Consider the following 14,583-nt stretch of genomic DNA (forward strand, 5'->3'; position numbering starts at 1 on the left):
GAGGGAGCCTAATTTGGGCTTGCTTCCCCCCGCGAGCAAGGGGGACTGAGGGGGGTGAGTTTTTGACTTTTGCAAGAGGTCTATTCTGTTGTTGGGGCCGCGTTAAGAGTGGCTGCCCTAAAGTCTGAAATGACTGAAAATGGTTGGTGGGGGTAGGCACTCTTGGCACTACCCCTACAAAGCCCTGGTTTTTTGGAGAATGAAACGGCCCGGATCGCGATCGGACTAATTCCGTGCGAATTTGTGAGAAAAATATTAAGCTAGCTTAAAGGACGAGCGATCGACAGTTCGGAACCAGACACCGGTGTTTCCCCAAAAAACCGGACATTTACCGTTTTTTGCTTTAACCTGCCTTCAAACTACAAAATTACCTGACATTCAATACATGAATATTTTTAGCAGTCTGCTTTCCGCGCCAACGAAACAACCCCAAGTCACTAAACAGCGTCGAGGCATTGAAATTAAGTCGGAACGCGAAATCGAAATAATGCGGCAGGCGGCGAAAATTGTCGCAACGGTACTGAAAGAAATTTCCCAAATTGTGAAACCGGGAATGACTACTGCTGATTTGGATGTTTATGCCGAAAAACGCATCAGAGAAATGGGTGCAACTCCCAGTTTTAAAGGCTATCACGGTTTCACGGGTTCGATTTGTTCTAGCATTAATAACGAAGTTGTTCACGGCATCCCCAGCCGCAAAAAAGTAATTCGGGCCGGAGATGTTCTGAAAGTAGATACGGGAGCATATTATCAAGGTTTTCACGGCGATTCTTGCATTACGATCGCAGTTGTGGAGGTGACACCGGAATCGGCAAAATTAATTAGAGTTGCAGAAGAAGCTCTGTATAAAGGTATCGAACAAGTGAAGGCTGGAGCTTATTTGCTCGATCTCGCCGGTGCGATCGAAGATCATGTCAAAAGCAACGGTTTTAGCATTGTTGAGGAGTTTACGGGCCACGGTGTCGGGCGCAATTTGCACGAGGAACCGTCGGTTTTCAATTTCCGGACTCGGGAAATGCCGAATGTGAAATTGCGATCGGGCATGACATTGGCGATCGAGCCGATTCTGAATGCGGGTTCTAAGTACACTCGGACGCTGGCTGACAAGTGGACTGCTGTAACTGTTGACAATGCTATGTCGGCTCAGTTTGAGCATACTGTGTTGGTGACAGAGACTGGCTATGAAATTTTGACCGATCGTTCAAAAGTTTAAGTCGGAATGGTTCAAGAATAGACAAGATTGTAAAAGTCTTTTTAATCTAATTTTCGGGCGGGTTAGGAGCATCGCCCCACCAGAAAAAATGATTGTTGTGGGATGGGTCATGGAGCCAGCAACAAGCATACCCCACTAGAAAAAATGATTGTTGTGGGATGGGCATCTTGCCCGTCCTAAAAATTTCTGTAATCTTGTCTATTGGATCAAAACCCAACTTAAAACTCTTGAGTTTAATTGCAATTTTTTGAGTTGCTTCTATAGACTCAGTGAAAAAATAGTTGAATTTGGCTAAATTAAAAGATAATAGCGATCGAACTTAAGGGTAACGGATATGTCAGCACGATTATTATTGGTAGATGATGAACCGGGCTTGCGGGAAGCGGTACAAGCTTATTTGGAAGATAGCGATTTTTCGGTTGAGGTTGCCAGTAATGCTCGGGATGGGTGGGAACTCTTGCAGCAGTACAATCCGGATTTGGTGATTTCAGACATTATGATGCCGCAGGTGGACGGCTATCAGTTTCTCAAGCAAGTGCGGGAAGATCCTCGGTACAAGGCTTTGCCGGTGGTGTTTTTGACGGCTAAAGGCATGACGGGCGATCGCATTCAAGGCTATCAAGCCGGCTGCGATGCTTATCTTTCTAAGCCCTTCGATCCCGACGAATTAGTCGCAATCGTCACGAATTTGCTGGCGCGCCGAGCGGCTGCTAAGGAGACGGGTGAAAATGCTGAAAGTCCTGATATTGCTGCTTTGGCCAGCCAAATGGCGAGAATTGAGTCTTTGCTGAGCGGGCGGAGTTCGATCGTCCAAAGTGCTTCGCCGATCAAAATTGATTTGACTCCGCGAGAACAAAGTGTTTTGGATTTGGTTGCTCAAGGTTTGATGAATAAGGAAATTGCCCGCCGCTTGGAAACAAGCGTGCGGAATGTGGAAAAGTACGTCAGCCGTTTGTTTAGCAAGACGGGTACTAACAGCCGCACTGAGTTAGTCCGCTTCGCTCTCGAACACGGCTTGACTAATTGACATCCTCCCACCGCTAATTCGGAGTACCGAATATAGCGGGGGATTCCAAAGATTGCTCTTTGGGCTTCCTCTTTCTACGACCCGACTTACTTGAAGGAGTTTCCTCACCCAAGTAGTGGTCGATGTCTCCAGAGGCGTTTTCTAGTTCTAGACTAGACGTTCCTGTATGCCCTACAGTACGCAAACCTTTCTCTAATATATTTCTCGCCGCATTCCAGTCTCTATCTTGCGTATGCCCACAATGATGACAAATGTGAGTCCTGACACTCAGAGCTTTTTTGACAACTTTGCCGCAGTTAGAGCAATTTTGACTGGTGTAGTGCGGTGCCACAGCAATTGTGACCACACCAAAAACCTTGCCAAAATACTCAACCCATGTACGAAAAGTTGTCCAAGCTGCATCGCTAATCGATTTGGCGAGATGTCTATTTCTTACCCTGTGTTCGGCACCCTCAAATCCTCATAGGCTACCAGGTCGTTAGACCGGACTACGCATCTCGCCAACTTCACGGCGAAATCTTTACGTTACCTACTTACTTTGAGATGCTTTCTTGCCAGTTTATTTCTCAACTTAGCTCGATTATTCGACCCTTTTTGGGTCTTAGACAGACGACGAGAAAGCCGTTGCTGAGACTTCTCACTCTTCCTCAGATGTCTGGGATTTTCAACAGTTTGCCCGTCGGTATCAGTATAAAAATGAGTCAGACCAACATCAAGACCAATAGTTTTAAATGTGGGTTCTTTTTTCTCAAGTCTTTCTTGGTCGATGCAAAACTGTGTGTAGTAGCCATCGGCACGACGAACTACCCTGACTCGTTTGATTTGCTTCAATTGATAGAAGTGCAAATCGCGAGTCCCCCACAACTTAAAAATACCTGCACCAAAACCAAAGCGTGAAAGTGATGTGTCTGCGACATTCAGAAAGTTTCCAACCCGTAGTTTTGTACTCGACAGAACCATGAGTTTGTTTTTTCTTGAACCGTGGATATCCTTTCTTACCGGGTTGATTTTTCTGACAGTTCTCAAGAAATCGAGCAATTGCCGACCAAGCTCTTTGGGCCGATGCTTGTCGGGCTTGAGAATTGAGTTGACTTGCCCAAGCAAATTCTTTCGCCAGGACAGCACAATATGCACTTAAATGATATCGTCCGATGGAGCGGTTATCCATCCAGTATCTCAGGCAAGAATTACGTCGTTATATCTGAGGTAATCTCTTCTAGCATAGATCCTGCCCGCAATTCATCTCACCGCCAAACGGAGTACCGTTATGGCGGGAGCCTTCTTGCGGTTGAAGGTAAGTAACATTCCTCTCGACTTTGCTTTGGACTGTTGCTAGCTAATCCTCGTTACCAGGAAGAACCTGGTAACGAGAATTTTCCCAAAAATTATAAATGTTAAGATATAAATATTGACATAGATCCGGCAGGTGTGGTAATACACATCAGCTTGCTAGCAGCGGGGCGGGGAAACTGTTGGGCGATCGAACTTCTCACCGCTTCGAGTTTGACACCAACACTTGTAAGATCAATTCCGGTTGCACTCCTGTTGACTGTTGACTGTTGACTGTTGACTGTTGGCTGTTGGCTGTTTGAACAATACCGATGTAACCGCAAATGATATAAACCTCGGGAATTGCTTAACTCGAAAACCTGACTGTTTAAGAGTTTTCACGTAGTAAATAGCAAGGGGAAGCGTCCACTCTATGACCATCCGTCAAGCAAACATTCCGGGAAGTTTCACCGAACGGGTTATATTTTGTCGGAAAACAAACCGCTATTAATTATAGTTGGCGATCGCACTCCGACAAAAAAACCGGGTTTTTTACCGAATATACGGTATCTAACGAAGTATGCAGTAAAAACAACTGATTTCGCAGCTCTCAAGCCGGGAAGTGTCAAACCAGTACCAAATTTAGTTTATACCAGGAGGACAGCATGAGGAAAATCACGGCCTTACAAAGGATAAGTGCCATAGTAGCACTACCGGTCGCACTAATGACCAATACAACTCAAGTTTTGGCAGTCGATACAAGTCCGCAAATAGATCCAATTAAGAATGTTTCGGATTTAGGCGATGAGCTTGATTTTGAGATGGCGGTACCAACAACGATCGCCATTGAAGAAAGCGAGGATTGGGATCGACCTGATTTTTCAGCTACTAATTTAGATATGGAGATTGCTAAATTTATGACAACAAATGTTCAAGCTGTAATTGAGGAGCCACCAATGGAGGTTACTAAACTTATGACCAAAAATGTTCAAGCTGTAATTGAAGAGCCGCCCGCCGTAGTTTATCTGAGTTCGGCGAGGGGTCAGTCCACGAGAGAATGCCGGATTTCGGGGATCTGCGAATAACTGCATCGGGTTTGGGCGGTTTGTGCGATCGGCTTTTTTTATCAGTAGAATTCTCGCTGTGCGAGGGTAAAAAAAATCAGTACAATCCAGTAGATTTTCCGGAACTTATGCGAATAACAGAGTATGTATTTTTTCGGGTATGCTTTAACTATATCTAGTAAAACAATCGGACAATTTTAAGGCTGAGGCGTGGGGAGCTAGAAACCCGGTTTTTACGAATTTTGGAAAAACGAGAAATATAAGAATAAACCGGGTTTCTGAGTTTAGCACATTTGGTTCGTAGTGCGTACTTAAGTCCGCACTACGAACAATTTTTGATTTCTGAGATTAATATGCGTGCACGATGACATAGATCAAGCTAGTTTTGTAGCAGCAAACTCGCTTGTATCAAAGTGATATTCATGCTGAAAAACCCTACAATTCGTAATGTGCTAAAATGCAATCCGTTTAAAAATCCGTTCCGGAACTTTCTGCTTTCTAAAGCATCTATTCCATCATAATTTTCAAAGACTATGATTAACTCGCACTGCAGCCAAGACACAGCAGCACAGCAAAACAAAAGTTCGCTGCAAACTCTCTCCCGGACTCTCTCAATGTCTCAGGGACAATTTTCGCTGATTTTAGTGCGGTGCAATTACAGTGCGATGCGAGAGGAAACTGTACAACAATTGCGGGAGCAGTCTGGTATCGAGATTCGAGAAATTGTCCTCCCGAAATCTGTTAAAACTCTTTACACGACTATAGAAACCGAACTTGACGGCAGCCAGCCACCAGCTTTAATGGTGTTTGGATTGGAATCGGTAAGTGCGATCGATCGCGTGCTGACTTCTACCAACTACGTCAGGGAAGAATTTCGCAATAATTTTCCCTTCCCAGTGGTGCTGTGGGTAACAGACAAAATCTTAAAAAAACTGATTCGGTTAGTCACAGATATCGAGACTTGGACGACAAGTGTTGAATTTGTCCTGGGCCCAGACGAGTTGGTGGATTTTTTGGGCAAAAGTTGCGATCGCATTTTTGCCAAAATTTTAGAAACTGGCAATTGGCGTTTAAGTAATTCTGCCATTCTCGGAGCCAACTCTTTGACCGAATTAGAGTCGGCAAGCAAAGATTTGCAAGTAGTTTGCAACATCAGGTTAGAACCTGCTATAGAAGCGAGTTTCCAATTTGTTCGCGCCCGACACGAATATGCTTGTCACCGCATCCCTGCGGCGATTGAACTCTATCAAAAAAGTCTCAATTTTTGGAAATACCAAGTAGCATTTCTTGGTGGAAAAACAGAATTTAGCGATTTATTATTTACCGTTCATCCTGCACCACTATTAGAAGGAATTCTGCTATTCCACATCGGCCTTTGCTACCGCTTCCAGGCAGAAAAGCACCGCAGTGGCAACCGTCCTTACTGGACAGAAGCTAAGAATTATTTCCAGGAATGTATTGATGTTTTAGAACGCGCCGGACAGTCGGATGCCGTGGCTGTATTCATCAATCAACTCGGCGAAGTATTGCAGCATTTAGAAGATTGGGATGCACTCTGGAATTTAGCTATCAAAGCTCGGAGGTTACATCAAAACATGAAAAATTCAGCAGGTAATTTGGCTCAAGATTACGGTTTTTTGGCGAGAGTAGCCTTAGAGCAAAAGAACTGGCAAGGGGCGAAAGAATGGGCTTTAATCGCTCTAGAGGTTCTCAACTCTAATTTAGAAGCAGCGGGACAGGGAATGCCTGTAAAATCGCAGCATCAAGGCTTCTATCTGTTAATTTTAGCAGAAGCCCAGAGCCAGTTGGGCGAGATAGAGGAGGCGATCGCCCATTTAGAGTTTGCTCGCTCGGAAACCGAACCTTGCTACAACCCGCAACTGTATTTGCGGGTTTTAGAAATGCTGCGATTACTTTATTTTCAGCGGGGAGAATATCTCAAAGCATTTCAAATTAAACAAGATTATCGAGCGGTAGAACATACCTATCGGTTTCGAGCTTTTATTGGAGCCGGAAAGTTGCAGCCGCACAGAGAGGCGATCGATCCCGCCGCCGAAACTGTTGCCGCGGCTACTATTGCTGACGAAATTACTGCTTCCGGCAGAGAAGAAGACCTCAACCGCTTAATATATAGGATGAACAATACCCCCGACAAACTGACAGTAATTTACGGTCAGTCTGGAGTTGGCAAAAGTTCAATTGTCACCGGAGGATTAGTCCCGGCTCTCAAACAAAAAAAGATAGAAATGCGGACTGTTTTGCCCGTAGTGCTGCAAGTTTACAACAACTGGCCGCGGGAATTGACCAGACAGTTGTCTGCTGTTGAAGCAGAAATATTCGATCCGGAAATTTCCGAAGCATTACCGGGAGCAAGTCCGGTAGAGTTGACCGCAGCAGCAGGCGCAGTCAATAAAAATCTGGTTTCGGCTGCGGAAAATCTGGAGAAAATTGAGCAGTCAGAGCCTGTAAAATTAATTATCCAAAAACAGGCGATCGAATACGAAAAAATCATCAAAGAGCTGCAAAGAAAATCAGAACATCTAGTGACAGTTCTGATATTTGACCAATTTGAAGAATTTTTCTTCGTATGGAAAGAGCCAGCGGAAAGAAAAATATTTTTTGATTTTTTGCGGGAATGCTTGAAAATCAAGTATTTAAAAGTCGTCCTGTCTTTGCGGGAAGATTACCTGCACTACTTGCTGGAATTTTCTCGACCGAAAAACGAGACCGAATTTATCAATAATGATATTTTGGCGGACGTTCTCAGCAAAGATATTCTGTTTTATTTAGGAAATTTTTCCCTGGCCGATGCGCGAGGGGTAATTCGCAGCTTAACTGAGCGATCGCACTTTTACTTAGAACCGGAACTGATCGAAGAATTAGTCAAAGATTTAGCGGGAGAGTTGGGAGAAGTCCGCCCTATCGAACTACAACTTGTCGGCGCTCAACTGCAACAAGAAAACATTAGAACATTAACTCAATATCAGGAACTAGGCAACAATCCCAAACAAAAATTAGTCGAGAATTTTCTCGAAGAAGTTATCAAAGATTGCGGACCAAAAAATGAAGTAGCGGCGCGCAGAGTCTTGTATTTGCTTACCGATGAAAGTGATATCCGTCCTCTAAAAAACCGCGCCGAACTCGCCTCTGATTTAGCAATATTTTCCGAATGTGACAAGTTAGATTTAGTCTTAGAACTGTTAGTAAAATCTGGTTTGGTTTTTCGGTGGACGGAAGTTCCCACAGAACTTTACCAGCTCGTTCACGACTATTTAGTTAGCTTCATCCGCCAGCAGCAGGAATTAGATAGCAAGGCCGAATTTGAGGAACTGCGAAAGCAAAACAAAATTAACCGAGATGAAATTGACCAAATTCGCAAAGACAGAGAGCGAGATGCTTTGCTGTCGGAAGCCCGAGAAAAACAGCGCCAAGCCCGAGACAAACAGCACCAAGCGGAAGCTCAACTTTATGAAAGTCGGAGATGGCAATTGCGGGCGGCGGTGTTGGGAGTGCTGGTACTCGGAGGCGTTTCGGGGATGGCATTCCATCAAGCAAAATTAGCAGAAAGCGCGCGACAAGAAGCGGAAAAAAGTCGGACTGATGCCTTAAATTCGGCATCGGAAGCTTTGGTGCTTTCTAATGATAAAAATCAATTAGGAGTGTTAAAAAATAGTATCAAAATCGGTCGAGATTCTCAGAAAAGTACAGCGCTACCTGTGGATACTAAAAATCAAATTACTGAGAGACTCAGACAAGCTGTTTCTGGAGTGCAAGAACGCAACCGTTTCGAGCAGCACGGTAAGTCGGTTTTGGATGTAACAGTCAGTCGGGATGGCAATTTTGTTGCTTCGGCCAGTGCTGACAAAACTGTTAAATTGTGGAGTAAAGAAGGTAAGTTATTAAAGACTTTTAAGCACGGCGATATTGTGACGAGTGTGAGTTTTAGCCCGGATGGGAAAACGATCGCGACTGGTTGTGCCGATCGCACAATTAGAATTTGGCAAGTAGATAATGACAAAAGTGCGATAAACACTTTATCCGGCCACGGCGATATCGTCACCAGCGTCAGCTTCAGTCCCGACGGCAAAACCCTAGCTTCCGCGAGTCACGACAACACCGTCAAAATCTGGAACATTGCCAGCAAAAAATTGCAGCAAACCTTAACCGGACACAAAGACTGGGTGCTCGGCATCAGTTTCAGTCCCGACAATCAAACAATTGCCTCAGCAAGTGCCGACAAAACTGTCAAACTTTGGAACCGAGAAGGGAAAACCCAGAAATTCAAAAGCAATCCCAAAACATTAACCAACCATTCTGACATTGTATACAGCGTTAAGTTCAGCCCGAACAATCAAGAACTCGTCTCAGCCAGTGCCGACACCACAGCCAAAATTTGGAACCGAAAGGGTGAGGAAATCACAACTCTCAAAGGACACAACGATGAAGTTGTTAGTGCGAGTTTCAGTAGCGACAGCGAAAAGATTGTCACCGGCAGCGCCGACGATACGGTAAAAGTTTGGAGTCGCACCGGCACTTTGCTCAGCACTTTTCAAGGAAATAAAGATGATGTAAGGGCAGTAAGTTTCAGTCGCGACGGCACTGTTGCCTCCGCAAGTAAGGACAAAATGGTGAAACTTTTCCAACCGGACAGAACTCCGTTAAATAAAATTTTATCTGGACACGGAGACTGGGTTTACAAAGTCAATTTTAGTGCAGATGGCAAAACAATTGCTTCTGCTAGCGGAGACAAAACGGTGAGACTTTGGCGCACTGATGGTAGTTTGCTCAAAATCTTAGAAGGTCACAAGGATTCTGTGATCTGGACGAGCTTTTCACCGGACAATAAAACTGTTGCTTCTGCTAGCAATGACAAAACGGTGAAAGTCTGGAGTTTAGACGGGAAACTGTTAGATAGTTTGAATCACAACGGTGTTGTTAGAAGCGTGAGTTTTAGTCCAGATGGCAAGACAATTGCCGCCAGCGGTGCCGATCGCAAATTGTACCTCTGGCGCTGGAACGGTTCTAAAGCAACTTTGCTCACAAAACTCAATCATACCAATCCAGTAATTAGCAATAGTTTCAGTCCAGACGGCAAAACTATTGCTACTGCTACGGCTGTTGACAACAAGGAAAGCGGGAAGAACAATACTGGTGAAATTGCCGCAGAAAAGAAAGTTTACCTGTGGCAATTTAACGGTTCGTCGGCGAAGATTTTGAAAACTCTCGACCACGAGGATACGGTTATGAATGTTAGCTTTAGTCCTGACGGTAAGACGATTGCTGCTGGTTGTGCTGACAAAAAAGTTTACTTGTGGGCTTTTGATGGAACGGCGGCAAAGCTAACTGAAAAAATCGACCACAGCGATACTGTGGAAAGTGTTAGCTTCAGTCCAGACGGCAAGTTGATTGCGGCGGCGAGTGCGGGAAATACTGTTAAGCTGTGGAATTTTGACGGTAGGAAGGCGCTGCTATCTAAAACTTTGGAATCTGGCGATCGGGTGTTGAGTGTTACTTTTAGTTCTGATAGCAAAACTCTGGCTTTGGCGAATAGGGATAGGACTGTAATTCTGTGGCCTTTGGAGAATTTGGAACTGAATAATATTATTGCTAGAAGTTGCGAATGGTTGGGAGATTATTTGCAGAATGACCAGAATGTTACTGAGGGCGATCGAATGCTGTGTCTAGGGTTTGGGAAGCAAGCTTTAAATAAGAATAAGTAAACTTTCAAGAGACTTGAATTTCAAAAATAATTAGGGCGGGCTAGAAGCCCACCCCATATTTTTTTGGGCTTGTGGGACGGGCTTCTCGCCCGTCCGAAACAATAACTAAGACGGGCGAGAAGCCCATCCCATATTTTTTTGGGCTTGTGGGATGGGCTTCTCGCCCGTCCGAAACAATAATCAAAAGGACAAATCTAGATTTTAATTGAAATTGAAACATCTATCTATTGACTAATTTTTTGGCTGTAAGTTTGCGGTAAATTATAGTAATAAACTTAACTGTAGATCAATTCGCAATTCAAACAAAAGGTAAACCGCATGGACATCAACTCCCAAAATATCCAACCAATCCCGCCCTTCAACGAGAAAAATGAGGAAACGCCAGACATCGGTGGCGGTTTACCCGTAATTGAGTTTTGGGCAGAACATACTTTGTCCCCGGAAGGCCCGAAACTTTGGAAAACTTTGTTCCACAATAGTGCTTGTCTGTCCTGTTCTTGGGGTACTGGCGGGCAGAAAGGAGGCTTTACGAATGAAGAGGGCGAAAAACTTCAGCGGTGTATGAAAAGCGTTGAAGCAATCTCCGCTGAAATTAAACCTGCTGTCAAGACTCATTATTTTGAACAGCACAGTATTGCAGAACTCCAGCAATTAAGTTCAATGGAATGTGACAGGCTGGGAAGGCTGAGTTTCCCGATGATTTTGCGGGCTGGTTCGTCTCATTACGATCGTATTTCTTGGGAAGAAGTTTATCAAATTGCCGTGGCTGCGTTTCGCAAAACCCCCGAACGAGTAGCATCTTACAGTTCCGGTCGCTCTTCCAACGAGGCTGCTTTTTTGCTGCAACTGATGATGCGGGCGATGGGTTCTAACAATTTAGCAGATTGTTCGGATCTCTGCCACGCTCCCTCGACAACTGGGTTAAGCGAAATGTTTTCTACCCGCACTTCAATAGTGAGTTTAGAAAACTTGAAGCAAGCCGATTGCGTCGTGCTCGCGGGGGCGAATTCTGCATACAACCATCCCCGCTTCATGAACGAGTTGATTAAAATCCGCGAGAAAGGCGGTAAAATAATTATCATCAACCCCGTGATGGAAATTGGGTTAGTTAAGTTTGGTTCTCCAGCGTTTCCCGTCAAATCGCTCATCCCAGGTTCCGATATTTCTTCGCTCTACTTGCAACCAATTCCCGGCAGCGACACGGCCTTATTTGTTGGTATTCAAAAATCTGTAATCGAACAAGGATTGCTGGATGAAAAATACTTGCAAGCCCACACCGAAGGCTGGGAAGCAGTAGTGCAGCACGCCCGCGAAACCGAGTGGGAAACTATTACCCAAACTTGCGGAGTTTCCCAAGCCGAAATTGAGGCAGCCGCCAAAATTATCGGCAGTTCAAAGCGAGTTGTCTTCGGTTGGGCGATGGGAATTACTCAACAACAAAACGGTGTAGATAATGTTTTTAGCATTGCTAACACTGCCTTGATGACGGGAAATGTCGGCAAAACAGGGGCGGGATTAATGCCGGTGAGAGGACACTCAAATGTCCAAGGATTCGGCTCTATGGGCGTGACTGTGAAGCTGAAAAAAGAAATCCAAGAAGCTTTAGAAAAACTGTTGGATCGTCCCCTGAGTCGCGTTCAGGGCTACGAAACTCGATCGCTCATTGAAGCAGCAGATGCAGAAAAAGTCGATACGCTACTCTGTCTGGGTGGTAACCTGTACGGGGCGAACCCGGATTCAACTCAAGCAAAACGCGCTTTAGGCAAGATTGAGACTATTATCTACCTCGCAACCAAACCAAATTTAGGGCATTTTAACGGATTGGCAAAACACAATACAATTGTAATTCCCGTGTTGAATCGCTTTGAAAATCCCCACAAAACAACGGTAGAATCTGGCAATAACTTTGTGCGTTTCAATGATGAAGGCGAAACTCATCTCAAAGAGGCTGACTTAATTCCAGAAGTGCATTTTTTAACAGAATTGGCGAGCAGAATTCACGGCACTTATCCGGTAGATTGGCGTCAACTTCAAGATACGCGGTACGTGAGGCAATTAATTGCTAAAACGATTCCCGGGTTTGAGAAAATGGCAACAATTGATGACACAAAAGAGGAATTTACCATCGGCGGGCGGATTTTTAGTGAACCGAATTTTCCCACTGATTCGGGCAAAGCCAAGATGTTTGTCGCACCTTTACCTGTCCTGAAATTACCGGAAATAAAAGATTTTGGTGAATCGGAATCGGTGCGGGGTTTAGTGGTGGCATTGATGACGGGACGCAGTTATTCTCAGCACAATACTGTGGTTTACAAAATTGATGACAAGTACCGGGGAATGCCGCACCGCAACTGTATTTTGATGAATCGCGAGGATGCAGAAAGCGCGGGTTTGCAGGAACATCAGCGGGTTACGGTGCGGGGAAATGCAGGGAAAATGGAAAATGTTGAGGTGATTTACGGGGCGGTGCGTGCGGGTGCTGCTTTGATGTTTTATCCTGAAGTTAATGTGATTTTTCACCCGGAGATTGAAAAGCGATGCGGTACACCTGCTTACAAGCGCGTACCTGCTTTTGTCTATGCAGAAGTATAGAACAAATTACACCATTCTCAAGAAAATGTAGGGTGCGTCAGCTCGGATTATTTTCGGAACAAACAATCTCCGACTAATATCAAATCCGGTAGCATCAGAATGATTCAGATATATATTCTCTCCCTCTGTGTACTCTGTGTTCTAGTAAGGTAAAATCATTCCGATGCAAGCGGAAACGATATGACGCACCCCCGGAATTGATGGTGCGTCAGAAGTAGAGTTTTCCGGCACGATTGGAAATCTCAAATCTGACGCACCATACTAATTCTTGTCAGCCCAAAAATCGGGGATTAACTTTTAATTTGCAAAGCTCTCCCGCGCCAAGTCCATCCCCAACCGGTTTCTGTTTTGATGGCGGAACCGATCGCAATTGCGGCAATTAACGTACCTCCCAAACCTCCCAACCACCAGTATTTTGTCGGACAGTCGGAAATCTCCGCACCCAAGCGGCGCAAAGTGTAATGATGCCAAATTACGATCGCCGATAAACAGATAGTTAACAAGGTTATGGGGAATTGGTAATTGGTGATTGCTAATTGGTGATTGGTAATTATGTTAGCAATTTCGCCGTTGGCTAGCAAAATAGCTAATGCCAACCAGGGCATCGGATAAAGAAATAACATAATTGCAGCCATGTAAACCATCATGCCCCAACTGCGGTTAGCGCCGAGATACAAATTCTTTGTCCAGCCTTCCCACAAGGCGCTCCAAGACCGATACATCCGCACGGATGCCAAATTTGCCCCGGAATAAAGTCCAAGCTTTAAATTCGCACGTTTGATGCGTCTAGCTAGTTCCACGTCTTCCACAATTTCGCCTGCAACTGCTGCGTGTCCGCCGATTTTTTCGTAGGCCGATCGCCTAAATAGCATAAATGGGCCGCCTGCAAAAGCACTGTCTGTTTTTGCAGGATCGTTAACTGCGGTAAAATCGAAGCAAACTGCTAAATGATTGAACATTAACGGCTGCACTAACCATTCGGCAAAACACTCGCAAACCAGCGCTGGCATACAGGTAAATAAGTCTATTTTCTCTGTTTCGGCTGTGGCAATTGCGGTTTGGATCGCCCCGGGTTTGAGCCGCACGTCGGCATCGATAAATAATAGGAAGTCTCCGGTTGCTTCGCGCACGGCTTGGGCGCAGGCCCAGTTTTTGCCGGCCCAATATTGGTTGACCGGTCGCGGCTGACCTGCTAATATTTTAAGGCGCGGGTCATTGAGCTGCTGTTGTAGGGTTTGGGCGATCGACTTAGTGTCGTCTGTCGATCGATCGTCTGCAATCAAAACCTCTAGGTTTTCCTCCGTCAGCGCTGTACTCTCCAAAATGGCGATCGCGCAATCCCGAATATTCTCAGCTTCGTTGTATGCTGGTACGATTACCGACACTTTGGGGAAATTCCCGGTAGGCTGCCGTAACGGCTGAGCCGAACTGCTGTCGGTGCGAGGCGCATTTTGCACCGAGCCGCGCAAATTTTTAGTGTAGGCTCTACTTACAATCAGAGAAAAAATTAGCAGGGTTAACAATATCAAAGCGAACTGACCTCAAAATTTCGGTGCACAGTTTGTCTCCTTAAATATTAAAAAATATTAAAACAAAAAGCTAGTCGATCGCCCGGAAAGTTATTTTGGCGATCTCTTTTGCTATAATTTGTGAGCATCTTTCGGCTCGCCCCCAGCAAGGGGTCTTACCCCTCACCAG

At 45.0% G+C, this 14,583-nt stretch carries 6 protein-coding genes and 1 pseudogene; 5 read left to right on the plus strand and 2 right to left on the minus strand.

What is annotated here, in order from left to right; genetic code table 11:
- The first annotated feature begins 385 nt into the window (after positions 1-385).
- A complete protein-coding gene (map, locus tag IQ270_RS14645) occupies positions 386-1,213 on the plus strand; it encodes a type I methionyl aminopeptidase (RefSeq protein ID WP_193973931.1) in 828 nt (275 codons plus the stop codon).
- A gap of 334 nt (positions 1,214-1,547) precedes the next feature.
- Positions 1,548-2,240 carry a response regulator transcription factor gene (locus IQ270_RS14650; protein WP_193973917.1) on the plus strand — a complete coding sequence of 231 codons (693 nt, stop codon included), beginning with the start codon at positions 1,548-1,550 and terminating at the stop codon, positions 2,238-2,240.
- 13 nt (positions 2,241-2,253) lie between these two features.
- Here IQ270_RS14650 and IQ270_RS14655 read toward each other — a convergent pair.
- Positions 2,254-3,432 (minus strand): annotated as a pseudogene (locus IQ270_RS14655) (RNA-guided endonuclease InsQ/TnpB family protein); the annotation flags it as partial.
- A gap of 802 nt (positions 3,433-4,234) precedes the next feature.
- Here IQ270_RS14655 and IQ270_RS14660 point away from each other — a divergent pair.
- The 3 genes from IQ270_RS14660 to IQ270_RS14670 all read left to right on the plus strand — a co-directional run bounded on the left by IQ270_RS14660 (position 4,235) and on the right by IQ270_RS14670 (position 12,885).
- Positions 4,235-4,594, plus strand: coding sequence for a hypothetical protein (locus tag IQ270_RS14660; RefSeq protein ID WP_228056374.1), 360 nt, complete (start codon positions 4,235-4,237; stop codon positions 4,592-4,594).
- Between the two features lie 512 nt (positions 4,595-5,106).
- Entirely contained in the window at positions 5,107-10,293 is a 5,187-nt protein-coding gene (locus IQ270_RS14665; RefSeq protein WP_193973919.1) for a WD40 repeat domain-containing protein, read from the plus strand.
- A gap of 318 nt (positions 10,294-10,611) precedes the next feature.
- A complete protein-coding gene (locus tag IQ270_RS14670) occupies positions 10,612-12,885 on the plus strand; it encodes an FdhF/YdeP family oxidoreductase (protein ID WP_193973920.1) in 2,274 nt (757 codons plus the stop codon).
- A 290-nt stretch (positions 12,886-13,175) separates the two neighbouring features.
- On the opposite strand, the gene IQ270_RS14675 is transcribed toward IQ270_RS14670, so the two are convergent.
- Positions 13,176-14,414 (minus strand): glycosyltransferase family 2 protein, encoded by a 1,239-nt coding sequence (locus tag IQ270_RS14675; RefSeq protein ID WP_193973921.1) that lies wholly within the window; start codon positions 14,412-14,414, stop codon positions 13,176-13,178.
- Positions 14,415-14,583 lie beyond the last annotated feature (169 nt).

Origin of the sequence: Microcoleus sp. LEGE 07076, from assembly GCF_015207455.1 — a bacterium.
Classification (GTDB): domain Bacteria; phylum Cyanobacteriota; class Cyanobacteriia; order Cyanobacteriales; family Microcoleaceae; genus Microcoleus.

Bases quoted from the DNA above. Each gene is read 5' to 3' on its own strand.
- map (WP_193973931.1), top strand. From the start codon at position 386: ATGAATATTTTTAGCAGTCTGCTTTCCGCGCCAACGAAACAACCCCAA.
- IQ270_RS14650 (WP_193973917.1), top strand. From the start codon at position 1,548: ATGTCAGCACGATTATTATTGGTAGATGATGAACCGGGCTTGCGGGAA.
- IQ270_RS14660 (WP_228056374.1), top strand. From the start codon at position 4,235: ATGACCAATACAACTCAAGTTTTGGCAGTCGATACAAGTCCGCAAATA.
- IQ270_RS14665 (WP_193973919.1), top strand. From the start codon at position 5,107: ATGATTAACTCGCACTGCAGCCAAGACACAGCAGCACAGCAAAACAAA.
- IQ270_RS14670 (WP_193973920.1), top strand. From the start codon at position 10,612: ATGGACATCAACTCCCAAAATATCCAACCAATCCCGCCCTTCAACGAG.